The 23658-nt window shown below is 67.5% G+C and carries 18 protein-coding genes; 11 read left to right on the top strand and 7 right to left on the bottom strand.

Annotation, left to right across the window (positions count from 1 at the left end):
* Nucleotides 1-53: 53 nt before the first annotated feature.
* On the top strand, nt 54-749 hold the full coding sequence (locus BLS34_RS09745) for a FadR/GntR family transcriptional regulator (protein ID WP_028792706.1): 696 nt from the start codon (nt 54-56) through the stop codon (nt 747-749).
* A 15-nt stretch (nt 750-764) separates the two neighbouring features.
* Nucleotides 765-1670: an SMP-30/gluconolactonase/LRE family protein gene (locus BLS34_RS09740; protein ID WP_093149936.1), complete on the top strand. Its 906-nt coding sequence runs from the start codon at nt 765-767 to the stop codon at nt 1668-1670.
* A gap of 1 nt (nt 1671) precedes the next feature.
* Here the strand turns inward: BLS34_RS09740 and BLS34_RS09735 are convergent, their stop codons facing one another.
* From BLS34_RS09735 to BLS34_RS09715, 5 genes are all read right to left on the bottom strand, one after another.
* Complete coding sequence (locus tag BLS34_RS09735; RefSeq protein WP_028792708.1) at nt 1672-2955, bottom strand: TRAP transporter large permease; 1284 nt, start codon at nt 2953-2955, stop codon at nt 1672-1674.
* A 12-nt stretch (nt 2956-2967) separates the two neighbouring features.
* The gene (locus BLS34_RS09730) at nt 2968-3555 is read right to left on the bottom strand and encodes a TRAP transporter small permease (RefSeq protein ID WP_093149934.1); all 588 of its coding nucleotides are present in this window, start codon (nt 3553-3555) and stop codon (nt 2968-2970) included.
* A 108-nt stretch (nt 3556-3663) separates the two neighbouring features.
* Nucleotides 3664-4650 (bottom strand): TRAP transporter substrate-binding protein, encoded by a 987-nt coding sequence (locus BLS34_RS09725; protein WP_028792709.1) that lies wholly within the window; start codon nt 4648-4650, stop codon nt 3664-3666.
* Between the two features lie 167 nt (nt 4651-4817).
* Nucleotides 4818-5747 (bottom strand): 5-dehydro-4-deoxyglucarate dehydratase, encoded by a 930-nt coding sequence (gene kdgD, locus BLS34_RS09720; protein ID WP_342664888.1) that lies wholly within the window; start codon nt 5745-5747, stop codon nt 4818-4820.
* A 51-nt stretch (nt 5748-5798) separates the two neighbouring features.
* A complete protein-coding gene (locus BLS34_RS09715; RefSeq protein WP_028792711.1) occupies nt 5799-6620 on the bottom strand; it encodes an NAD-dependent epimerase/dehydratase family protein in 822 nt (273 codons plus the stop codon).
* Nucleotides 6621-7079: 459 nt separating this feature from the next.
* Between BLS34_RS09715 and BLS34_RS09710 the strand changes: the two genes are divergently transcribed.
* From BLS34_RS09710 to BLS34_RS09685, 6 genes are all read left to right on the top strand, one after another.
* Complete coding sequence (locus BLS34_RS09710; protein ID WP_093149933.1) at nt 7080-7835, top strand: aspartate/glutamate racemase family protein; 756 nt, start codon at nt 7080-7082, stop codon at nt 7833-7835.
* Between the two features lie 47 nt (nt 7836-7882).
* Nucleotides 7883-9958 (top strand): hydantoinase/oxoprolinase family protein, encoded by a 2076-nt coding sequence (locus BLS34_RS09705; RefSeq protein WP_093149930.1) that lies wholly within the window; start codon nt 7883-7885, stop codon nt 9956-9958.
* On the top strand, nt 9958-11724 hold the full coding sequence (locus BLS34_RS09700; protein ID WP_093149929.1) for a hydantoinase B/oxoprolinase family protein: 1767 nt from the start codon (nt 9958-9960) through the stop codon (nt 11722-11724). Before BLS34_RS09705 ends, BLS34_RS09700 begins: the two co-directional genes overlap by 1 nt.
* A 395-nt stretch (nt 11725-12119) precedes the next feature.
* Complete coding sequence (gene hisS / locus BLS34_RS09695) at nt 12120-13472, top strand: histidine--tRNA ligase (protein ID WP_093149927.1); 1353 nt, start codon at nt 12120-12122, stop codon at nt 13470-13472.
* 104 nt (nt 13473-13576) lie between these two features.
* Complete coding sequence (locus BLS34_RS09690; RefSeq protein ID WP_028792714.1) at nt 13577-13975, top strand: hypothetical protein; 399 nt, start codon at nt 13577-13579, stop codon at nt 13973-13975.
* 2 nt (nt 13976-13977) lie between these two features.
* Entirely contained in the window at nt 13978-15576 is a 1599-nt protein-coding gene (locus BLS34_RS09685; protein WP_139189208.1) for a sensor histidine kinase, read from the top strand.
* A 15-nt stretch (nt 15577-15591) separates the two neighbouring features.
* Here the strand turns inward: BLS34_RS09685 and BLS34_RS09680 are convergent, their stop codons facing one another.
* Entirely contained in the window at nt 15592-16116 is a 525-nt protein-coding gene (locus tag BLS34_RS09680) for a nuclear transport factor 2 family protein (RefSeq protein WP_215906077.1), read from the bottom strand.
* Between the two features lie 86 nt (nt 16117-16202).
* On the opposite strand from BLS34_RS09680, the gene BLS34_RS09675 reads away from it, so the two are divergent.
* From BLS34_RS09675 to BLS34_RS09665, 3 genes are all read left to right on the top strand, one after another.
* The gene (locus BLS34_RS09675) at nt 16203-17135 is read left to right on the top strand and encodes an aminotransferase class IV (protein WP_093149923.1); all 933 of its coding nucleotides are present in this window, start codon (nt 16203-16205) and stop codon (nt 17133-17135) included.
* Nucleotides 17136-17291: 156 nt separating this feature from the next.
* Nucleotides 17292-20633 carry an ATP-binding protein gene (locus BLS34_RS09670; RefSeq protein WP_139189206.1) on the top strand — a complete coding sequence of 1114 codons (3342 nt, stop codon included), beginning with the start codon at nt 17292-17294 and terminating at the stop codon, nt 20631-20633.
* A gap of 124 nt (nt 20634-20757) precedes the next feature.
* Nucleotides 20758-21627 (top strand): dioxygenase family protein, encoded by an 870-nt coding sequence (locus BLS34_RS09665; protein WP_093149920.1) that lies wholly within the window; start codon nt 20758-20760, stop codon nt 21625-21627.
* 77 nt (nt 21628-21704) lie between these two features.
* On the opposite strand, the gene BLS34_RS09660 is transcribed toward BLS34_RS09665, so the two are convergent.
* Nucleotides 21705-23573 (bottom strand): dihydroxy-acid dehydratase domain-containing protein, encoded by a 1869-nt coding sequence (locus tag BLS34_RS09660; RefSeq protein ID WP_215906076.1) that lies wholly within the window; start codon nt 23571-23573, stop codon nt 21705-21707.
* Nucleotides 23574-23658: the final 85 nt, after the last annotated feature.

Below are 23658 nucleotides of genomic sequence, written 5' to 3'. Positions count from 1 at the left end.
AACGGCATCTTGGTCCGACACACCAAGAATACCCGGGAGATCGGCCGGCGCCAATGACGGGCAGCATCAGTCTTACCCAGCAGACCACCGAGGCGCTGCGCGCCAAGATCGCAGAAGGTCCCATGAAACCCGGGGACCGTCTGCCCACGGAAAAGGAACTGGAGGCCGAGTTCGGGGTCAGCCGCACCGTGATCCGCGAAGCCGTGGCGGTGCTGAAGGCCGAGGGCCTGGTCGAACCGCGGCGCGGGGCCGGCATCTTCGTGCTCGACCCGGTGCTGTCCCGTCCGCGCGGCATGCCGTCCTTTCTGCCGGGGCAGATGTACCAGGCGCTGGATCTGCTGGAGCTGCGCATGGCAGTGGAGGTCGAGGCCGCCGGCCTCGCCGCGACCCGGCGCACCCTCTCCCAGGACGCGCGCATCCGCGAGCATATGGCCGATTTCGGCCGCGCGCTGGAGACCGGCGCGAAGACCGTCGAACTCGACATCGCGTTCCATGACGCGATCGCCCAAGGGACCAACAACGCCCTGTTCCCCGGCTTCCTGGAATCCCTCGGCCGCAACGCGATCCCCCGCAGCTCCCTGTCGGCCGAGCAGCGGGCGCGGTTGATCAGCCACGACTATCTGCAGCGGGTGCATCAGGAGCATCTGGCCATCGCCGACGCCATCAGCGCCGGGGATGCCGACCGGGCGCGCGATGCCATGCGGGCGCATCTGAGCGGCAGCATCGCCCGCTACCGCGCCTCGCTCTGAGAGGAGCGGTTGCCGATGACCTCCACCGTCGACTGCGTGCTGGATGCCGGCGCCACCCTGGGCGAGGGTATCGTCTGGGACGCGTCAGCCCAGCGACTTTGGTGGGTGGATATCGCCGCCCCTGCCCTGCACCGGTTCGACCCCGCGGCCGGCAAGAACGAGACCTGGGCGATGCCGTCGGCGATCGGCTGCGTCGCACCGCGGGCAGACGGCGGGGCCGTGGTCGGACTTGAGGACGGCTGGTGTGCCTTCGATCCGGCGACCGGCGCGGTCGAGATACTCAACGCCGAGGCGCCGGGTGCATCGGGCATGCGGTTCAACGACGGCTGCGTCGATCCGGCCGGGCGCTTCTGGGCAGGCACCATGCCGAAGGCCGGCCCGGCGAACGCGGCCGCGGGAGAGCCCGGAAACGGGCTGTTGTTCCGGCTCGATGCCGATGGCACCTCTCCGCGGATCCTGGACGGGCTGTACACCCAGAACGGACTCGCCTTCTCGCCGGACGGGTCGGTCATGTACCTGTCCGACAGCCACCCGGCGGTGCGCACCATCTGGGCCTTCGACTTCCATCTGGAGAGCGGCACGCCGACCAACCGCCGGGTCTTCTTCGACACCCGCCAGGTCGCCGGACGGCCGGACGGCGCCGCCATGGACGCCGAGGGCTGCTATTGGATGGCCGGAATCGAAGGCTGGCAGGTGGTCCGCATCACCCCGGCCGGCGGCATCGACCGCATCATCGAGGTGCCGGTGGAGAAGCCGACCTGCCTCGCCTTCGGCGGTCCGCGGCTCGACACCCTCTATCTGACCTGCATGGGCCCCGGCCTGATAACCCCCGGCAGCGAGGCGCGCCAGCCCAGGGCCGGCGGCCTCTTTGCCCTGAACCCCGGCGTTCCCGGCTACGCGCCCCCGCCCTGCGCGGCCTGACCTACCCGGCCAGCCAGTTCGGCAGGGTCAGCGAGATCGCCGGGATGAATGTGGTCAGGACCAGCGCCACCAGGATCGCCGCGTAGAACGGCCAGATCGTGCGCACCGCCCGCTCGATCGGCACCTTGCCGACGGCGCAGCCCAGGAACAGGCAGGCGCCCACCGGCGGCGTGCACAGGCCCAGGCCCAGGTTCATCATCAGGATCATGCCGAACTGCACCGGGTCCATGCCGAAGGCCACCACCACCGGCAGGAAGATCGGCGTGCAGATCAGGATCAGCGCCGCCATGTCCATGATCATCCCCAGCACCAGCAGCATGAGGTTGATCATCAGCAGGATCATGATCGGGTTCTCCGAGACCCCGGTCATGAACTCGATCATCTTGTTGGGCACCTGATAGAAGGTCAGCATGTAGGCGAAGGCCGTGGCCGAGGCGACCAGGATCAGCACCATCGAGGTCGTGCGCACCGAGTTGATCACCGCCGTGCTGAACGCCCGCCAGGTCATCGAGCGGTACACGATCAGCGTCACCGCGAAGGCGTAGAGCGTGCCGAAGGCGCCGGACTCGGTCACCGTGAACACCCCGGACAGCACGCCGCCCACGATGATCACGGCGGTGAACAGCCCGGGAATCGCCGCCACGAAGGTCAGCAGCAGGGCACTCATCCCCGGAAACGTCTCCGCCTTGTAGCCGCGCTTCACCGCGATCAGATAGGCGGCGACGGCCAGGCAGATGCACATCAGCATCCCCGGCACGACGCCGGCCAGGAACAGCGAGGAGATGGAAATCCCGCCGCCGGCGGCGATCGCATACAGGATCATGTTGTGGCTGGGCGGCACCAGGATGCCGGCGATCGACGAGGTGACGGTGACGTTGACCGCGTAGTCGTCATCGTAGCCCTTCTCCTTCATCACCGGGATCAGGATCGAGCCCAGCGCCGAGATGTCGGCCACGGCCGAGCCGGAGATGCCACCGAACAGCATCGAGGAGAACACGTTCACCACGCCGAGCCCGCCGCGCACCGCACCCACCGCCGCCGAGGCGAAGCGCACCAGCCGGATGGCGATGCCGCCGTGGAACATGAGCTCACCGGCGAAGATGAAGAACGGAATCGCCATCAGCGAAAAGACGTTGATGCCGGAAATGATGCGCTGGAACGCGATCACCATCGGCAGGCCCTCGTAGAAGAAGGCGGCGACGGCGGCAACGCCAAGGGCGAAGGCGACCGGCACCCCGATCACCACGCACAGCGCGAACACCCCGAGAAGGATCAGCAGGCCCATGGTGAGGTCTCCCTACTCGGCGGAAGGCGGGAGGCCGGCGGGCGGCGTCTCGAGTATCCGGTCGTCCAGGCGCTCGCCGGTGAAGAAGCGGATCAGGTGGCCGATCGAATAGGCCAGGGTGAAGGCGCCGCAGAGCGTCAGGGGCACGGCGCGCAGTCCTTCGGGCAGATGGATCAGCGGGATCTCCGCACTCCACTTGAACAGGACCAGCTTGTAGCTGTTGACCATCATCACGGCGCCGAACACCGCCATGATCAGGTAGGTGAGCAGCTCCATCGCCAGGCGCATCGGCCGCGGCGCGATATCGCGGAAATACGACACGCCCAGATGCGAGCGCTCATGCACGCCGGTCGAAGCGCCGAGGAAGCCGATCAGCGCGACCAGCAGCAGCGCCACCTGCTCCACCCATGTCGGGGTGGCGTTCAGCACGTAGCGGCCGAAGACCAGCCAGCCGAAGATCACGGTCAGGGTCACCATGGCGCCCCCCGACACGACGAGGCTGACCTGGCAGACGGCGTCGAGGAGCCGGTAGAACGGCTGGAGGGCTGCATGCAGCGGCCCCCTGCGGCCGGCGTCGGTCTGCGAACTCGGCGTATGCATCGCGGCGCACAACCCCTGAAGATCCGGTGCGGCACCCGGGCCGCGGAAAAGAAAAAGGGCCGCCGGAGGTCGTGGGACTGACCGTTCCGGCGGCCTTGCAGGAAGCCCTTACTGCGTGGCCTGGATGGCTTCCACCAGGGGCTTCAGGTCGGGGTTGGATTCCAGGAACTTGGCGTAGACCGGCTTCATCGCGTCCTGGAAGGCCTTCTTGTCGGCGATGTCGTTGAACTTCACACCGGCCTTGATGACCTTCTCGCGGCTCGCCTCGGCCCGCTTGGCCCAGAGTTCGCGCTGCAGGACGGAGGATTCGCGGGCCGCGTTGCGCACCAGTTCCTTATCGGCGTCCGACAGGGCGTTGTAGACATCGGCGTTGATGCAGACGCATTCCGGGATGATCAGGTGCTCGGACATGGAGTAGAAGCCGGCGACCTCGAAATGCCCGGTGGACTCGTAGGACGGCCAGTTGTTCTCCGCCCCGTCGACCACGCCGGTCTTCAGCGACTGGTAGACCTCGGAGAAGGCCATCGGCGAGGGATTGCCGCCCATGGCCGAGATCATGCCGGAATACAGGTCGTTGTTCATGACCCGCACCTTCATGCCGGCGACGTCGTCGGGCTTATTGATCGGCTTCTTGGTGTTGTAGAAGGACCGCGCGCCGGAATCGTACCAGGCGAGTGCGACGATCCCGATCTTCTCCATGCCGGCACTGATCTGCTCTCCGGGCGCGCCATCCATGGCGCGGTGCATGTGATCCTGGTCCTTGAAGATGAACGGCAGCGAGACGACGTTCGCCTCCGGCGCCACCGGACCGATCGGACCGAGGTTGAAGTTGGCGATCTCGATCGCGCCGATCCGCAGTTGCTCGATGGCGTCCGGCTGGCTGCCCAGCACACCGCCATGGAACATCTTCAGGGTGATCCGCCCGTCGCTGTTCTTGTCCAGCAGCTCGGCGAACTTGTCCATGGCGACCGTGTTCGGATAGTCCGGAACGTGGATGTTCCAGCCCTTCCACTCGGCCGCCTGGACAGCGCCGGAAAGTCCGGCCGCCACGACGACCGCAGCGGCGGTCGCACCAATCCTGTCGATCAGTTTCATCTCGTCCTCCCTATGGTTGCCCGATTTGCCCGGGCTTTTTGAGTCGCGCTTTGGCGAGCATCCGCCCGCCGGTTGTCCGGTTCGGTCCTCGGGCGGAATTCTATTTTGGAGAGAAGTATGCCCCCTTTCGGGAATTGGTCAATCTATCTGTCCATTGATCGTATGTTTTAGGCTGCGGAGCTGAGTGGGGCCGCATCGCGGATCACCGCCGCCAGATCGGCGACGTCCTTTTCGGTCGGGTTCACCAGCGGCGGGCGCACCGATCCGGGATCGCGCCCAACCGCCTTCAGGCCGCCCTTGATCAACGCGACTGGATAGCCCGGCACCCGGTCGCGGATATCGGCGAACGGATAGAAGAAGCTGTGCAGGATCCGGTCCATGGTGGCGTGGTCGCCGGCCCGCAGCGCGGCGTAGAACGACAGCGCCAGCTCCGGCACGAAATTGAACACAGCCGAGGAATAGGTGGAGAAGCCGGCCGCGTCATAGGCCGAGGCGAACAGCTCGTGGGTTGGCATACCGCCGACATAGACCAGCCGGTCGCCCAGGGTGGCGCGGATGCGGGTCACCAGATCGATCTCCCCCACCCCGTCCTTGAAGCCGATCAGGTTCGGACAGGCCTCGGCCAGCCGGGCGACGGTCTCGGCCTTCAGCACCGAGCTGGCCCGGTTATAGACCACCACGCCGATGGACACCGCGTCGCAGACCGCCTTCACATGGGCGTACTGGCCCTCCTGGGTGCCGCCCATCAGATAGGTCGGCAGCAACAGCACGCCGTCGGCCCCCGCCGCCTCGGCCGCCTTGGCGTCGGCGATGGCGCGCCGCGTGTTCACCCCACAGCCGGCGACCACCGGGCAGCGCCCCTCGGCCGCGCCCACGGCGGCGGCGATGATCCAGGGGAACTCGTCCTGTCCGAGGGAGAAGTACTCCCCGGTGCCGCCGGCGGCGAACAAGGTCGCGGCGTCGTAGGAGGACAGCCAGGCGACATGCTCGCGATACGGCCCTTCGGCGAATTCCAGATTGGCGTCGAAATGGGTGACCGGGAAGGACAGCAGCCCCGACCCCATCTTGGCTTTCAGTTCCTGTGGCGACATGGGCATGAAGGATTCCCCCTGGGTCGGATGGGTCGGTAGGATCGGACCGGTTGTGGATCAGCGTTTGGCCGGCACGACGCGGCCGGGATCGCCCTGATATTCGGTGCTGGCGAAGGGACCGCCCTGCACGCCGAGGGCGACCTCGTTGCCGGGTTCGGGCACATCGGAAGCGTCGACCTCCGGGATCCAGACATCGGCCGTGTCCTGCGGCGTGAAGCCCAGGCGCCTGGCGGTGCTGTTGTCCCACCAGGTGCGCGAATTGTCGGAGACGCCGTAGACGATCTCGTGGTGCAACTCGGGGATCTCGAGACCGAGGCGGCACAGGCGGGTCAGGTCGCCGATGCTCACCCAGCAGCCGAGCTGGCGCTGGGTCTCCGGCTTGGCGAAGCACCAGCCGATACGCACCGACAGGATGCCGATGCCGTAATTGTCGGCGAAATACTGGGACAGGCCCTCACCGAACACCTTGCTCAGGCCGTAGCGGCAGTCCGGACGCGGCCGCTCGGTGCCGTCGAGCATGTGGCCGCGCGGGTAGAAGCCGACCGCATGGTTCGAGCTGGCGAAGACGATCCGCTTCACCCCGGCCTCGAAGGCGGCCTCGTACAGCCGGTAGGTGCCGTCGATATTGACCCGCAGGATGTCCTCCCAAGGGTTTTCGACCGACAGACCGCCCAGATGGATGATGCCGTCGACACCGTCGACCATGCGGGCGCGGTCGCCGGGATCGCAGATATCGCCGACGACGATCTCCTCGCCGTCGGCGGCCGGACCGAGGTCGGTCAGGTCGGACACCCGCAGGATCGGATAGGCGCCGCTCAACTCGCGGCGCATGCGCTTGCCGATCCCGCCACCGGCGCCGGTCAGAAGCACTCGTTTCATAGCGGACACATCCATATGATTAATATGCCTTATTGATCTAACTACATATGACCAATGCGTCCAGCCGTTTTCCGATTTCAGGGGATCGATTGGTGGCCTTACCCGCCTGGCTACCGAACGGTCCGCACGTATAGAGCGCGTTTGGACACGGCACCGGCCGATTGGCCGCAATCCGCCCACCACCTGCCCAAATATTGGGCGAAGCCGTTGATTTGCAGACTGGAAATGGCGGGAAACCGGGCCTCAGCCCATGGCACGGAACCTGCTTCGCGATCCGACGGCGGAGGGCTTCGGCCGATTCCGGGAGGGATCGCGCGCCCTTCCCAGGCGGGCGGATCGCTGAATACACTGCTGTTCGATGTCGTCCTTTTCGCGATCCGCGCCGTCGACGCCCTGGGAACGGCCCGGGGAACGACCCGGAGAACGGCCGAGGGAGAACCGAGGAGAACTGGTCTGATCATGCGCATCCTCGTCATCAACCCCAACACCACCGCCTCCATGACCGACAAGATCCGGGAGACCGCGGTGGCGGTCGCGGCACCCGGTACGGAGATCGTCGCTCTGAACCCGGCCGACGGACCGGTCAGCATCGAGGGACATTACGACGAGGCGTTCTGCCTGCCGGGCCTGCTGGAGGAAACGCGGAAGGGTGTGGCCGCCGGCGCCGATGCGGTGGTGATCGCCTGTTTCGACGACCCGGGCCTGGAGGCCTGCCGCGAGATTGTCGACGTGCCGGTGGTCGGCATCTGCGAGGCGGCGATGGCGGCCGCCTCCATGGTCGGCCACGGTTTCTCGGTGGTCAGCACCCTGGACCGCGCGATCCCGATCATCGAGGCGCTGGCCCTGAAATACGGCTTCGAGCGCCACTGCCGCCGGGTCCGCGCCGCCTCCATTCCGGTCCTGGCGCTGGAGGAGGAAGGCGGGGCTGCGGCCGCGAAGGTCCGCGAACAGGTGCTCGCCGCCATCGAGGAGGACCGAGCCGAGGCGGTGCTGCTGGGCTGCGCCGGCATGACGGATCTGGCCGACGCGCTGACCCGGGAGACGGGCGTGCCGGTGATCGACGGGGTGGCCGCGGCGGTGAAGTTCGCCGAGGCGCTGGTCGGGCTCGGTCTGAAGACCTGTAAGCGCGGCGCCTATGCCCCGCCCCGGGTGAAATCCTATTCCGGCGCCCTCGCCCGCCATGCACCGCAGCCCCCCCTCAAAGCAGCCGAGTAACCGGAACGCTCCCACCCAAAGCCGCCCGTCCGGGCGCGGAGACAGGCATGAAACTGATTGGCGTCGATGTCGGCGGGACGTTCACCGATCTGGTCTATACGGACACCGACAGGGGCGAGACGGTGATCCACAAGACGCCGACCACTCCCGACGACCCGTCGCGCGGCGTGGTCGAGGGCGCGGTGGAGCTCTGCCGGCGGGTCGGTGTCGATCCGGCCAGCATCGATCACCTGATGCACGGCACCACCATCGCGACCAACGCGGTGCTGGAATATGACGGGGTGGAGGCCGGGCTGATCACCACCGAGGGCTACCGCGACATCCTGCATATCGGCCGCCATCAGCGCCCGCAGCACTACTCCATCATGCAGGAGATCCCCTGGCAGGACCGCCCACTGGTCAAGCGCCGCCACCGCAAGACCGTGACCGAGCGCCTGGCGCCGCCGCGCGGCGAGGTGCTGATGCCGCTGGACGAGGACGCGGTGCGCCGGGCCGCCCGCGAGTTGAGGGAAGCGGGGGTGAAAGCCATCGCCATCGGCTTCCTGTTCTCCTACCTCAACCCGGCGCACGAGGAGCGGGCGCGCGAGATCGTCATCGAGGAGCATCCGGACGCCTTCGTGACCACCTCGGCTTTGGTCGCCCCGCAGTTCCGCGAGTTCGAGCGCTTCACCACGGCGGCGATGAACGCCTTCATCGGCCCCAAGGTGCGCGACTATGTCAGCCACCTGGAAAGCGCCATGCGCGACAGCGGGCTCGGCTGCGACCTGCATGTGATGGGCTCGAACGGTGGGGCGGCGACGGCGAAGATGGTGGCGGAGAAGCCGATCCTAACCCTGCTCTCCGGTCCGGCGGCCGGTGTGCTCGGCGGCGCATGGAGCGGCGCTCTCTCCGGCCACGAATCCCTGATCACCCTGGATATCGGCGGCACCTCGGCGGATATCGGCATTACCGTGGACGGGGCCTTCGCCGAGGCGACGGCCCGCGACACCTGGATCGGCGGCTATCCGGTGCTGGCGCCGATGATCGACATCCACACCATCGGCGCCGGCGGCGGCTCGATCGCCCACGTGGACGCCGGTGGTGCGATGCGGGTCGGTCCGCGCAGCGCCGGCGCGCGGCCCGGCCCGGCCGCCTACGGCCATGGCGGCGACCAGCCGACCGTGACCGACGCCCATGTGGTGCTCGGCCGGCTCGACCCGAAGAACTTCCTGGGCGGCGAGATGTCCCTCGACGTGGACGCCTCCCGGAAGGTCATCTCCGGTTTCGCCGACAAGGTCGGGCTCGGCGTGCATGAGACGGCGGCCGGCATCCTGACCATCGTCAACGCCAACATGGCCAACGCCATCCGCTCGCGCACGGTGCAGAAGGGGCTCGATCCCCGCGATTTCGCCCTGGTGGCCTTCGGCGGCGCCGGGCCGCTGCATGCCGCGGACGTGGCCGACCTGCTGGACATCCCCACCGTGCTGGTCCCCGCCTGGCCGGGCATCACCTCGGCGGTCGGGCTGCTGACCACCGACCTGAAATACGACGCGGTGAAGACCGAGTTCCAGGTCTCAACCGATATCGACCTGACCCGGCTGAACGCCGATTTCGCGGCGATGGAGGCCGATCTCGGCGCCCAGCTCGCCGCCGACAAGGTCGATCCGGCCAGCGTCGGCTACAAACGCGCCGGCGATCTGCGCTATGTCGGCCAGGGCTACGAACTGCGGGTCGCCTTCCCCGGCGGCGTGGTCACCGAGTCCGTGGTCAAACAGGTGCTCGCCGCCTTTGCCGCCGCGCACGAGGCGGAGTACGGCCACGCCTTCCCCGGCAGCCCGGTGGAGATCGTCAACATCCGCGTCACCGCCAATGGCGAGGCCGCGAAGATCGCCCCGCCGAGCTTCCCCGGCGGCGACAGCGTCGAAGCCGCCACCGTGCACCAGGGCGAGGCCGTCTTCGCCACACCCGAAGGCGTGACCCCCCTGCCCACCGCCTTCCTCGACCGCTTCAAGCTGCCGCTGGACACCGACGTGCGCGGCCCGGCGGTGATCCTGCAGACCGACACGACGACCGTGGTCCCGCCCGGCTGGACCGCCCGCGCCGATGCCGCCGGCAACCTGCTGCTGACCAAGGGAGACGCGTGATGTCCATCCAGAGCAAACCGGGCGTCGATCCGGTCACCATCGCCGTCGTCCAGGGCGCGCTGGAGAACATCGCGGTGGAAATGGGCTATCGGCTGATGCGGATGTCCTACTCCTCGATCATCCGGGAGTCGGAGGATTTCGGCGCCGGCCTGGTCGACGCGAGCGGCCGCGGCCTCGCCGAAAGTGCGCAGTCCACCCCGCTGCAGTCCGGCCCGATCCCCGGCTATATCCATGGCATCAACAAGATCCTGTCCGAGCGCGGCGAAATCGTTCGGCCGGGCGACGTGATCATGCATAACGACGCGTATTCCGGCGCCAGCCACGGCCCCGACGTCGCCTTCATGGTGCCGATCTTCCACGGCGAGCGGCTGATCGCCTGGGCCGGCACCACCGCCCACCACCTGGATATTGGCGCGCTGACCCCGGGAAGCTGCGGCATCGTCGACGCCATCGACGCCTATGCCGAAGGCCTGCAGTTCAAGGCGATCAAGGTCTACGACCAGGGGGTGAAGGTCGAGCCGGTCTGGCACATCCTGCGCGACAACATCCGCGTCTCCGACATGGTGGTCGGGGACATGGAGGCACAGATCGCCGCCGCCCGCATCGGCGCCAAGCGCTTCGAGGAGCTGATGACGCGCTACGGGGTGGAGACCCTGGAGGCCGCCTGCGAGGGGGCGATGGACCATGCCGAGCGGCTGATGCGCGGCGCCATCGCCAAGCTGCCGGACGGCGACTATTCGGCCACCACCTATATCGACGGGTTCCTGGATTCCGACGACCCGAAGAAGAAGGAGCTGCCGATCTGCGTCACCCTGCGGGTGCGCGGCGACGAGATCGAGGTGGATCTGGAGGGCACGGCCGATCAGGTGGACGACGCGCCGATCAACATGCCGCTGGTCGGCACCGCCGACATCGCCATCTGGCTGACCATCCGCTCGGTGCTGCTGGACACCGCCGTGCACGGGCATATTCCGGTCAACGACGGGCTGACCCGGCCGATCAAGATCAAGGCGCCGTATGGGTGCCTCGCCAACCCGATCTTCCCGGCCCCGACCATCGCCCGCTTCTGCCCCGGCAACCAGCTCGCCGACACGGTGATGAAGGCGCTCGCCCAGGCGATGCCGCACAACGTGTCGGCCGGGATCGGCAACCTGAAGGTCATCGCCTTCTCCGGGCTCAACGCCGGCAAGCACTGGGTCCATATGGAGATCTTCGAGGGCAGCTATGGCGGCCGCCACGGCAGCGACGGCATGGACGCGGTGGACACGCTCTACGCCAATACCCGCAACAACCCGATCGAGGATATCGAGACTCACCTGCCCCTGCGGGTCTCGCGCTACGAGCTGCGCGAGGATGCGGTCGGCGCCGGCAAATGGCGCGGCGGCCTCGGCTCGGTGCGCGAGTTCGAGTATCTGGCCGATGGCGGCGCGTCGGTCGAGGGCGAGGGCCACGGCTTCGCCCCATGGGGTTTCGACGGCGGGGCCAGCGGCAAACAGGCGGAGCTGCGGCTGCACACGCCCTCCGGGAACGTGCGCGAGCTACCGTCGAAGGTCCCGCATATGCGCATCGCCAAGGGCGACCGCTTCCGCTGCCTCGGCCCGGCCGGCGGCGGCTACGGCGACCCGATGACCCGCGACCCGCAGGCGGTGGCCGACGACGTGCTCGACGGGTTGATCTCGGTGAAAACGGCGGAAGAGGCTTTCGGCGTGGTTATCGCCGAGGATGGCAACGTGGACGCGGCGGCGACGGCGGCGAAGCGGGGGTAGCCGCCACTCTCTCCCTTACCGTCATCCCGGCGGCCGCCGGACGTGATCCGGGGGTCGGCCGGGACCTGGCGCACGCGGCTGCTCTGGGTCCCGGCCCAGCCCCGGATCACGTCCGGGCCTGTCCGGGATGACGTAGCTTGGGGTGAGCTAGATGGGGGTGAAACTCTTCCCTTTCCCGTCATCCTGAACTCGGTTCAGGATCTCCCGCCGCCGGCACTGCCCCGATGCTAGGCCTCGATCGGGCTGACCATGGAGGTCCTGAAGCGAGTTCAGGATAACCCAGGACAAAGGCTGCCCCCCACTCTCCTATTGCCCCCGCCCGTCCAAACTTCTAGTTCAAGGGTCCTCGCGACACCGAGCGCCGAAACGCACATCGACAAGGGAAGCGGCAGATCATGATTCGCCCCCGTTCCATCAGCGGCCTGCGGGAGTTCCTGCCCGCCGAGCAGATCACCTTCAACCGCTGCGTCGAGATCGTGCGCAAGCATTTCGAGCTGGCCGGTGCGGTGCCGCTGAGCACGCCCGCCTTCGAGCTGCGCGAGGTGCTGCTGGCCAAGGAAGGCGGCGACAGCGTCGACCGACAGGTCTATGGCGTGCACCGGCTGGCCGATGGCGGCGAGGACACCGACTTCGCCCTGCGCTTCGATCTGACCGTGCCGATGGCCCGCTTCGTCGCCCAGCATGCGGGCGAGCTCGTCTTCCCGTTCCGCCGCTACCAGATCCAACCCGTGTGGCGCGGCGAGCGGGCGCAGGCCGGGCGCTACCGCGAATTCATCCAGTGCGACATCGACGTGGTCGGCGACCAGACGCTCAGCCTGATCACCGATGCGGAGATCCCGGCGATCATCGACGGCATCTTCAAGGAAATGAATATCGGGCCGTTCCAGATCCGCATGAGCAACCGCAAGCTGCTGGAGGGTTTCCTGTCGGGCACCGGCATCCCGTCGGAGTCGATCTCCGACGCCATGCGGGTGATCGACAAGATCGACAAGGTCGGCCCCGACGAGATCCGCAAGGAACTGGCCGAGACCTACACGCTCGAGGACAGGCAGCTCGACCAGATCATGGCCTACGTCTCCCTGCGCGGCCCGGCCGAGGAGGTGATCGAGAAGCTGCTCTCCCTGGCGCCGGCCGACAGCCTGAACGAGACCTACAAGGGCGGGGTCGAGGAACTCACCACCGTCGCCCGCGCCGCCGCCAGCCTTGGCCTGACCCCGGAGACCTTCATTCTCGATCTCTCCGTCGCCCGCGGCCTCAGCTACTACACCGGCACGGTTTATGAGACGACCCTGGTCGACCACCCGTCCATCGGCAGCATCTGCTCCGGCGGGCGCTACGAGAACCTGGCCGGGCTCTACACCAGCCGCAAGCTGCCGGGCGTGGGGATCTCCATCGGCCTGACCCGTCTGGTCACCCGCCTGATGGAAGCCGGACTGCTGCCGGTGGAGCAGGCGACCACCGCGCCGGTACTGGTCACCGTGCTCGATCAGGGCAAGCTCGACCGCTACCTCACCGTGGCCGGCCTCCTGCGCAAGGCGGGCATCGGCGCGGAGGTGGCGACCGAGCAGCGCAAGGTCGGCCAGCAGTTCAAATACGCCGACCGCAAGGGCTTCAAACTGGCTCTCGTAGCAGGTGAGGACGAATTCGCCGCCGGCACCTGGCAGGTGAAGACCCTGGCTACAGGCGAACAGGTCGTCGTCGAGGAGACCAGGCTGGTGGAGACCCTCAAAGGCATGCTCGCCCCTTAGAGCCAGCCGCGGCTCCGCGTCGGGCCCTCGCCAGTCGACTTCATCGTTTCTTAAGTCACCGCATGCATTTTGCGTTGCAGTGCAACGGTGATGAGTGACTCCCGATGAATGCGATACGCACGATCCTTCTGGTCGCGGCCCTGCTTGGGCTGGGAGCCGGTCCTGCCTCCGCCGAGACCTCGCCGTCCCTGACGGAGAAGGCGGCACTCCAGGCGGCGATGCAGCGTCATATCGACCGTACCCTGGTCGACGGCGCGATCCTCCATCTCGACCGTGCCAGCGGCGAGGTGCAGCGGCTGCACCCGGTTACAGCCCATCCGATGATCCTGATCTACGGCGAGCACTTCGTGCTGTGCTTCGACTTCCGCGACGACGCCGGCAACAACGTTCCGATCGACTACTACATGGCCCGCCAGGGCGGCAGCTACACGGTGTTCCACACCGCCGTGGCCGATCGCGCCCTGCTCCAGGACCTGATGGCCGCCGGGAAGGTTACGAGGTAGCCGTGACCCGAGCTGGCCAGGCAATGCAGGACCGGAATATCCCGTCGCGGCCGCCATGGCCGCAGCGGCTGCATATCCGGTTCCTTGCCATCGTCAGTTTCGCCTTTCTGCTGATCATCGTGCCGTGCGCCTGGCTGATCTTCAGCCTGATGCACCAGGCGGACGACGCCATGCTGACCGCCCGTGTCGGCAACCTGTCCGCCCGGGCCGCCGGCGCGATCGAACGGCACGGCGCCTATGTCGATCCGGCTCTGGCCGGCGACCTGATGGCGCCCCTCGCCGCCGATCGGGCCTTTCTGTGCGCCGAGCTGAGAAACGGGACCTCCGTCGTCGCCGCCCTGCCCGCCAGCCAGGGCTGCGTCGCGGGACAGGAAGGGCACTATTTCGAAATCCCGGTCGACGACAAGGGCACCTGGATCCTGCGCGCCGGCTTCACCGACGCGGAGCTGGTCAAGCTCCGGAACCTGGAGATGCTGCTCGGCCTGGCGGCGATTTCCGTCGCCTTCTTCGCCGTGCTGGTCGCCGGCGGGGTGTCCTACCGCTTCCTCATCTGGCGTCCGCTCAACCGCCTGACAGACGGCATCCTGCACTCGGCCAGATCCGGGTCGCGCAGCGTCATCCCGTGGAACAGCCGCGACGAGATGGGTCTGGTGGTCGGCGCCTATAACAACCTCGTGCTGTCGGAAACCGAACGCGAGCGGCAACTGCAGGACTCCGTCGAGCGGATCCAGGCGTCGGAAAGCGCGCTGGCCACCCTGAACCAGGAACTGGAACAGAGGGTGCAGGAGCGGACCCTGGAACTGGAGATCGCCAAGCGCGAGGCGGACCGCGCCAACGACTCCAAAACCCAGTTCCTGTGGTCCATGAGCCACGAACTCAGAACCCCGCTCAACGCCATCCTCGGCTTCTCCGAGATCATGTCCCGGGAACTCTTCGGCCGGATCACGCCCGTCCGTTACAAGAGTTTCGCCGACGATATCCACTACAGCGGCCAGCACCTGCTCAAGGTGATCAACGACCTGCTGGACATCGCCCGGATCGAGGTCGGCCGCGAGACGCTGGTGGACGAGCCCACCGACATCGCGGCGCTGCTGGCCGAAACCCTGCGGGTCATCGCCCCCCTCGCCCATGACGGCGGCGTGCGGCTCGAGAGCCGGATGGACCGCAACAGCATGACGCTGCGGATCGATCCGGTGAAGATGCGGCAGATCCTGATCAACCTGCTGGGCAACGCGGTGAAGCACACGCCGGCCGACGGCACGGTGTCGATCGAGGCCCGCATCGCCCCCGACGGGCGCGTCGCCTTCGTCGTCGAAGATACCGGTCCCGGCATCCCCGCCGAGTTCCTGGACCAGGTGATGGAGCCGTTCGGCCGGGCGGAGGGCGTGTCGCCCCATCTGCAGAAGGGGACGGGGCTCGGCCTGCCGCTGGCCCGTAAGATGGCCGAGCTGCATGGCGGCGAGCTTGTCCTGCACAGCGAGGTGGGGGTCGGCACCCGGGTCACCGTCTACCTGCCCGCCAACCGGCAAATCACCGACGGGCACATCACCGACCGGCACATGGCCGACCTGCCCGTCGGTCGGACCGGTACCGACGCCTGACCGGCCACGCCCCCGTCAGCCTTCCGCGAACCCGACCCAGTCGGCATATGCCTTCAGCCGGTTGGTCAGTGCCGCCGGATTGTCACGCGGTATCGGATCGATGCGGATGCGCGACAGCCGCTTGGTGGCGAAGTACCAGACCCCGTCTATCCTTCGGTAGGAATCCTCGTAGTGTCCGTAGCCGGTGAAGCCGGTATGGCCCGGCGCCTCGATCGGCTCGCGCCCGTCGAGGAACTGCACAACATCGACCATGGCCCAGACCGCCCGCGCCCGGTCCGGGCCGTCGAAGGCGATCTCCGCCATATGGCAGTGATGCACGGTCAGGGCCTCCTGCAGCCGCCCGCTGGCGCCGGCGACGAACTGGGCGGCGGTGGAGCCGGTGGGCGCCGAGCCGAATCCCTCGAACGTCGCCTCCTCCAGGAACAGGCCGCGCAGCCGCACCCACTGCTTGGTGTCGAGGAACCGGCAGTACTGGGCCTTCAGCGTCTTGATCTTCTCGCGGTCGACCAGGGTCTCTGCGGTGATGTGGTCCTGGGGCATGCGGGCTCTCCCTTCGGCATTTTCGCTATTTTCCTGAGTCCTAGCGCAGGCGCACTCTATGTGGGAACGCATGAAGGGGATCCGCCATGAACGATCTGACCGCACCCGCTCATCAGACCGACGCCGACTTCTCGAAGGGCGCCGCCTTCTGCAACGGCCGCTATGTGCCCGCCGGCGAGGCGTCGATTTCGATCATGGACTGGGGCTTCGGCAAGTCCGACGTCACCTATGACGTTGTACATGTGTGGGGCGGGGCGTTCTTCCGCCTGGACCACCACCTGGCACGGTTCGAGAGATCCGTGGCCGGGCTGCGCATGTCGCTGCCCCATGACCGCGGCGAGATCGCCGAAATCCTGACCCAATGCGTGCGCCTGTCAGGCCTGCGCGAAGCCTATGTGGCGATGATCGCGACGCGGGGTGTGCCCCTGCCCGGCATGCCGCGCCGGCCCAGCGCGATGCAGAACCGCTTCTACGCCTATGCCATCCCGTGGATCGACGTGATCCCGGCCGACGTGCAGGAGCGCGGCGCCCACCTCATTGTCGCCAAAACCCCGCGCATCGCGCCGGAAAGCGTCGACCCCACCATCAAGAACTTCCATTGGGGCGATCTGGTCCGCGCCATGTTCGAGGCCGAGGATGCCGGCGCCGACAACGCCGTTCTGCTCGATTCCGACGGCCTGGTGACCGAGGGCCCGGGCTTCAACGTGTTCATGGTCAAGGCTGGCGCCGTCGTCTCTCCGGACCGCGGCGCGCTGGAGGGGATCACCCGGCAGACGGTGTTCGACCTGTGCGACGACCTCGGCATCCCCTGGGAGATCCGGGCGATCACCGCCGACGAGCTGCGCGAAGCCGACGAGATCTTCACCTCGACCACCGCCGGCGGGGTGATGCCGGCCTCCCGCATCGACGGCACGATCCTGTCCAACGACCGACCCGGCCCTATCTCTGCCCGGCTGAAGGATACCTACTGGCAGTGGCACCGCGAGGGCCGCGACGCAACCCCGGTCGATTACGGCTGACCGCCTGCGTCCCACAAGGACTGGTGAGAACCGGGAGCGCGCCGACAAACGGCTCTGTGCCCTGGCCTGGACCTGCCTGAAATCGTCCCGCCGTTAAGGGATTGCTAATCGAAATGCATCAAAACTCTGTCGAATACTGTTCGATGGAGCTTAATATTGAGCGTTTCCTGGCAGAGCGTGAGACCGAAGCATCAGGTTCTGATCGGCGCGGCGATCGGCTTGATCGCGCTCGTCGCCTCCTTCGCCTGGGACAAGTGGAATCTCTATCATGATGAGATGGCCCGGACGCAGGACAGCGCGCGCCGCACCTCGGAGCTGCTGGTCAAGCACACCGAGCGCGTGTTCGACGGCATCGACGCGGCCCTGCGGGAAATCACCAGAATCCGCCAGGAGGCTGAGGCCGGCCAGTTGAGCGCGCAGTCCATCCACCGGATGCTCCTGGCGGTCCATGGCGGCACGCCGGTACTGCGGTCGGTGGGCTGGGTCGACGGCGATGGCACCCGGCTCGCCACGTCGGATTCGGCGAGCCCGAGTCCGCTGAATATCGCCAACACGACCGGCTTCCGTATCCTGCGCAGCGTCAACAATCCCGACGCGCCCCCCTTTATATCCGAACAGTTCTATTCGGCCGTCCTCGACGCCGACATTTTCTTCGCCGGCCGCAGCATGGCCGATCAGAATGGCGCCTTCGCGGGCCTGGTCTACGGAACGGTCGATCCCCTCTACTTCACTCAGGTATTCTCGGCAGCCGATCTGGGTCTCGATGCCGTGGTGACTCTGTCGCGGCTCAACGGCTCGGTGCTTGCCCGGCATCCGGCAGGCCCGGGTGCCGAGTCGTCACAGCCCGTCTTCAGAGCCGGAGCCATCGAGGCGACCGGCTCAGGCATTCTCGCTTCCGAGCAATTGCAGGGCGATGCCTCCCCGATCGTCGGCTATGCGACGACGGCGGATCGGCGCTTCGTTCTGACCACCTCTGTCCAACGACCGGACGCCCTGGCCGACTTCTACGACGTGGCGGCCGGCGGTCTCTGGCGGCTGCTGCTGGTGATCATTCTGCTCGTGGCGGTCGCCATTGCGCTTTACATCCAGATCGACCGTCGAGAAGCGGTGGCCAATCGGCTGAGATATAGCGAAGCGCGTTTCCGCGATTACGCCGAGGCCTCGAGCGACTGGTTCTGGGAAACCGACGCCGAGCACCGGATGGTGTGGATGTCGCGGGCGGTCGAACATACCTCCCACGCCTCGGCCCAATGGCATATGGGCAAGCGGCGTATCGACATGTGCGCACGGGAGCTCATGTCGGACCCGAACAGCGTCCAGGAGCATCAGAAAACCCTGGAGCAGCATCTGCCGTTCTCCGATTTCGAGTATCCCCGGCGCTCGCCCAGCGGCATCCGCTGGATCCGGACCAGCGGCGTGCCGATCTTCGACGCCGACGGCACCTTTACCGGGTATCGCGGCAGTGCCCGCGACATCACCGACTTCGTCGACGCCAAGGAACGTCTGAGGGATGCCACGGACGCGATCCCCGGCGGCTTCATGCTGTTCAACGAAGCCGATGAACTGATCTACCAGAACGCCCCGTCGCAGCAGCCCACCGGCCACGGCTTCGTTGAACGTCTGGGCGACACTTTCGAGACCATCGTGCGCCGCGTCGTGGAGCGGGGGTTCATCGAGGAGGCGCGCGAGGATCCGGAGGGCTGGATCCGTTGGCGGATGAATCGCCACATGGCGGCGAACTCCACGACCCAGGTCCATATCAACGGCCGTGCCATCGAAATGGTCGAGCGCATGACGTCGGACGGCGGCCGGGTGCTTCTGCGCTTCGACGTGACCGACCGCGAGATGGCCTATGAGGAGATCCGCCAGGCCCGCGACGCCGCCGACGCCGCCAACAAGGCCAAGTCGGACTTCCTGGCGAGCATGAGCCACGAGTTGCGGACACCGCTGAACGCGATCATCGGCTTCGGCGAGATCCTGCAGCGCGCCAAGGCCCGCGCGCTCTCCAGCGAACAGGTGACCGAATACAGCGGCTACATCGTCTCCAGCGGCCAACTCCTGTTGGGTCTCGTCAACGACGTGCTCGACCTCTCCAGCGTCGAAGCCGGCCGCATGAAGGTGAGCCTGGAGAGCCTCGACGTGCGCCAGATGATCGAGCGCGCCGTGGAGAGCGTCCGGCCCCTGGCCGACCATCGCTCGATCGAACTGCAGGTGGAGATCCCCCCGCATGTCGGCAACGTGCGGGCCGACAGCCAGCGCTCCGTCCAGGTCCTGCTGAACCTGCTGTCCAACGCCATCAAGTACAACAAACCGAACGGGTTCGTGCAGGTTCATGTGGAGCAGGACGACGACCAGACCACCATCCTGGTCACCGATTCCGGCCCCGGCATCTCCGCCCACAAGGCGGCCCGCCTGTTCGCGCCCTTCGAACGGCTGGGGGCCGAGTTCGGCAATATCGAGGGTACCGGCATCGGCCTCGCGCTCAGCAAGAAACTGGTAACCGCCATGTCCGGCCAGATCGGCTACCTGCCGGCCGAGCCGGCGGGCAGCACGTTCTGGCTGAGCCTGCCGCGCTGCCATGAGATCGAGATCGACGCCGAGCCGGGTTCCGCCACCGCCGCTGCTCCCGCCTCCGTTGCCGCCACTGCTCCCACCCCGGCCCTCGCCGATCCCGACGTTGCCGATGTCGGCGGGTTCACCCTGCTGTGCATCGAGGACAACCCGATCAACATGCGCATCGTCGAGCACGCGGTCAGCGCCCTGGCCGACGTCACGTTCGTGCAGGCGGAAACCGGCCTGGAAGGCATCGAGCGCGCCACCAGTCTGCTGCCCGACGTGATCGTGCTCGACCTGAATCTGCCGGATCTGCACGGCCACGAGGTGCACTCCCGTCTCCTGGCCAATCCGGATACCCGGGACATCCCGGTCATCGCCCTGACCGCCGCGGCGATGCCGCAGGAGGTCACCAAGGGGATGGCCAAGGGCTTCTTCAGCTATCTGACCAAGCCGATGGACTTCGACGCGTTTCGGAGCACCGTGACGGCTGCGCTATCGGCCGGCGATCAGGTCCCGGAACCGGTTCAGGCGGAGCGGAGCGGAACGGACCCGGTGCGCGATCAGGCGAGCGTCAGCCGGCAGATCGACCGCGCCCGCCTGTCCACCCTGCGCACCCTGACCCCGCGCGACACCTTCATCGACCTGGTCCGCGAGGCCTGCGCCGAGATCGATCAACGCACCGAGGACTTCCTCAAGGCCGCCGCCGAGCAGGATCTGACGGTCCTTGTCCAGAACCTGCACACGCTCCGCGGCCTGTGCCTGAATATCGGCGCGTCGGACCTCGGCTGCCTCGCCGGAACGCTTGAGGAACAGGCCCGCGCCGGCGACCGGGCGGCTCTGGAACAGGCCGCGGCGGAGTTCAGGGCGGCCGGTGCCGAGACGGTGGCCAGCCTCACGCGCTACCTGGACACCCTGCCGCCGAAGGCCGTCAGCGCCGCCTGACCGGCGTTGCGCCGCTGGGCGCGCCTGCCACGTATCCGATGCCGATTTGCCGCACGGACGGATATCCGTCGCCGGAGCGTCCTATATCTGTAGGCACCCATCTCGGGACATCGAGGACCATCACATGAGCCAACCGATCGAGGACCACGACCTCGGCTTCCAACACGATCTGCCGCGGCTGATCGGGCGGCGCCGGGCCCTCTCCCTCCTGGGAGGTGTCGGCCTCGCGGCAGCGGGCGGCCTGCCGGCCCAGGCGGCCCGCTGCTTCGCCCTTCCCTGGGAAACCGAAGGCCCGTTCCCCGCCGACGGCTCGAACGGACGCGGCGGACGGGCGCTCAACCTGCTGCCCCGGGCCGGCGTGGTCCGCGACGACCTGCGTTCCTCCTTCGGCCCGATGATGCCGGTCGCCGACGGGGTCGCCCTGGAACTGGAGCTGACGCTGGTCAATGCCGATGGCTGCACGCCGCTGGAGGACCACGCGATCTACCTCTGGCACTGCGACGCGGCCGGTCGATATTCGCTCTACGATCTGCCCGACGCGAATTATCTGCGCGGGGTCGGCGTGACCGATTCCGACGGCGAGGTCGGCGTCACCACAATCGTCCCCGGCTGCTATGCCGGACGGTGGCCGCATATCCATTTCGAGATCTTCGAAAGCGCCGACGCGGCGGTCGCCGGTGCCCGCTCGCTGCTGACGTCGCAGATCGCCCTGCCGGAGATGGCAGCCGCCGAGGTCTACAGGACCGGCGGCCCGTATGGCGACGCCCTGCGCAACCTGCGCCGGGTCGGCATACCCAGGGACACCGTCTTTCGCGACAACACCCCGCAGCAACTGGCGCAGCAGACCCTGTCGATGTCGGGAGACCCCGAGGACGGGTACACCGGAACGCTGACCATACCGGTCGATCTCAACGCCGACCGCCACTCTGCGGCCGGCCCGCGGCCGGGGGAGGCGAGCGGCGCGCTGCCGCCCCCCACGCGGTTGAAGCGTTGAGGGGCGGTCGTCGGGCCTCGGACCGGCCAGAACGTCCTGTGGGCGGGAGTGCCCTGTCGGTCCGAACGTCCTGTCGGTCAGAACGTCTTGTCGGTTTGCGGCCGGTACCTGTTCTTCGGCGAGAAGCCGGAGCGGTCGGCATTGCGCGGGTCGCGCACCCAGACCTCCCGGTTCGGGTGCAGGCCGCCGCCGCGGGTCGCCGGCACCGCCGTATGGCGGGCGCGGTGCAGCAGGCGGGTATCGGCGATGCCGCAGTTCGGGTGGATGCCGCCATTGTCGGCGACCTCCTTGTCCCATTTCGCCTGACGGGCCTCCCGCGTCGCCGTATCGTCCAGCGCGGTGCAGGACAGCTCGTTGGTGTTGAGGTCGGCGACGATCTCGTCCCCGTCCTCGATCAGCGCGATCGGACCGCCGAGCGCGGCTTCCGGACCGACATGGCCGATCACCAGCCCCACCGAGCCGCCGGAGAATCGGGCGTCGGTCATCAGGCCGACCGCGATGCCCCGCTCGCGGCACAGTGTGGTGATGCGCGAGGTCGGGTCCAGCATCTCCGGCATGCCCGGCGCGCCGCTCGGACCCTCGTAACGCACGATGATCATGTCGTTGTTCTCGAAGCTGTCCGGGGTCTCGTCCAGCGCCTTGAGCAGGCCGGCCTCGCCCTCGAACACCCGCGCCTTGCCGACGAACTTGTTGTTCTCCAGCCCGACCTCGACGCCGGCGAGCTTCAGGATGGCGGAGAAGTCCGGGGACAGGTTGCCGCCCAGCACCCGCAGCCCACCGGTCGGCTTGTACGGATTTTCGACCGGGTAGATGACCTTGCCGTCCACCTTCTTGGTTTCCAGGCGCTCGACCTGCTCGGCCAGGGTCTCACCGGTGCAGGTCAGCACGTCGCCGTTCAGCAGCCCGGCCTCCAGCAGCTCGCGCACGATCACCTGCACGCCGCCGACCGCGTCGATATCGACCATCGAATACTTGCCGTAGGGGCGGGCGTCGGTCAGCACCGGCACCACGTGCTGGGACAGGTGGTTGAACTCCTCCGGCGTGATGATCTCCTTCCAGAAATCGCCATAGCCGGCCGCCCGCGCGATCTCCGGCGCGTGCAGGGTGACGTTGGTCGAGCCGCCAATCGCCATGGACACGATCATGGCGTTGCGCAGGCTGTCGCGCACCACGATGTCGCGCGGCTTCAGGTCCTTCTCGATCATGTTCGCCAAGTGCTTGACCAGCACCTCGGGGAACTCGGTCAGGCGGCGCGCATCGTCCGACGGCGGGGCGACCATCTCCAGCGGCTGCAGGCCGACCACGCCGATGAAGGTCTGCATCGTGTTGTAGGTGAACATGCCGCCGCAGCTGCCGAAGCCCGGGCAGGCGTGGCAGGAGATGTGGTGGCGGAACTCGGCATCCGGATTGCCGGCGACCTGGTAGGCGCTGACGATGTCCAGCGCCTCGCCGGTGTTCGGATCGTGGCCGGGACGGATCGGCCCGTCGGACATGATGATGGCCGGCTGGTTGTGCTCCAGGATCGCCGCGAGCGTGCCGACCGGCGGCTTGTCGCAGGCGACGACGGCGATGGTGCCGGCCAGGCCCGTGGCCTCCAGATGCTCGCACAGCGCGTCATGGGTGACTTCGCGGCCGATCAGCGAGTAGCGCATCTCGCGGGTGCCGTTGCGGATGCCGTCGGAGGTGGCGATGGTGTATTCCGGCTGCACGAGGCGCAGGCGCAGCTTGTCGGCCTCGGAGCCGACATGGCTCTTCAGGGTCTGGTGAATCGCCTCGACCTTCGCCTGGACGCCAAGATAGCACTGGCTGTCGCCCTTGGTCCCGACCACGCCGACGGACGGCTCGTGGATCAGCTCCGGGTCGGTGCCGAGCTCGCGGGCGAGCCCGATGGTCTGGGCCGAGCGGCCCGGGTGACGGTCGATCAGGACGGTTCTTGAGTTTTTCACAGGCGTTCCCTCTGGTCGGCACGAGACGGTCGGTTTTCCGGTTTGCGGCCCCTTGGCGGCGCCGCCCCCGATCCGGCCCGGATGG

The organism is Thalassobaculum litoreum DSM 18839, from assembly GCF_900102465.1.
Lineage (GTDB): Bacteria > Pseudomonadota > Alphaproteobacteria > Thalassobaculales > Thalassobaculaceae > Thalassobaculum > Thalassobaculum litoreum.
Note: the sequence above shows the minus strand (reverse complement) of the source record. Positions and strands in the feature narration are given on the sequence as shown.

What these genes read in the sequence shown, in the direction of transcription:
- hisS (WP_093149927.1), top strand. Translation starts at nt 12,120, where the DNA reads ATGATTCGCCCCCGTTCCATCAGCGGCCTGCGGGAGTTCCTGCCCGCC.
- BLS34_RS09675 (WP_093149923.1), top strand. Translation starts at nt 16,203, where the DNA reads ATGAACGATCTGACCGCACCCGCTCATCAGACCGACGCCGACTTCTCG.
- kdgD (WP_342664888.1), bottom strand. Translation starts at nt 5,747, where the DNA reads ATGCCCATGTCGCCACAGGAACTGAAAGCCAAGATGGGGTCGGGGCTG.
- BLS34_RS09725 (WP_028792709.1), bottom strand. Translation starts at nt 4,650, where the DNA reads ATGAAACTGATCGACAGGATTGGTGCGACCGCCGCTGCGGTCGTCGTG.
- BLS34_RS09665 (WP_093149920.1), top strand. Translation starts at nt 20,758, where the DNA reads ATGAGCCAACCGATCGAGGACCACGACCTCGGCTTCCAACACGATCTG.
- BLS34_RS09715 (WP_028792711.1), bottom strand. Translation starts at nt 6,620, where the DNA reads ATGAAACGAGTGCTTCTGACCGGCGCCGGTGGCGGGATCGGCAAGCGC.
- BLS34_RS09745 (WP_028792706.1), top strand. Translation starts at nt 54, where the DNA reads ATGACGGGCAGCATCAGTCTTACCCAGCAGACCACCGAGGCGCTGCGC.
- BLS34_RS09705 (WP_093149930.1), top strand. Translation starts at nt 7,883, where the DNA reads ATGAAACTGATTGGCGTCGATGTCGGCGGGACGTTCACCGATCTGGTC.
- BLS34_RS09680 (WP_215906077.1), bottom strand. Translation starts at nt 16,116, where the DNA reads ATGCCCCAGGACCACATCACCGCAGAGACCCTGGTCGACCGCGAGAAG.
- BLS34_RS09730 (WP_093149934.1), bottom strand. Translation starts at nt 3,555, where the DNA reads ATGCATACGCCGAGTTCGCAGACCGACGCCGGCCGCAGGGGGCCGCTG.
- BLS34_RS09710 (WP_093149933.1), top strand. Translation starts at nt 7,080, where the DNA reads ATGCGCATCCTCGTCATCAACCCCAACACCACCGCCTCCATGACCGAC.
- BLS34_RS09740 (WP_093149936.1), top strand. Translation starts at nt 765, where the DNA reads ATGACCTCCACCGTCGACTGCGTGCTGGATGCCGGCGCCACCCTGGGC.
- BLS34_RS09700 (WP_093149929.1), top strand. Translation starts at nt 9,958, where the DNA reads ATGTCCATCCAGAGCAAACCGGGCGTCGATCCGGTCACCATCGCCGTC.
- BLS34_RS09690 (WP_028792714.1), top strand. Translation starts at nt 13,577, where the DNA reads ATGAATGCGATACGCACGATCCTTCTGGTCGCGGCCCTGCTTGGGCTG.
- BLS34_RS09735 (WP_028792708.1), bottom strand. Translation starts at nt 2,955, where the DNA reads ATGGGCCTGCTGATCCTTCTCGGGGTGTTCGCGCTGTGCGTGGTGATC.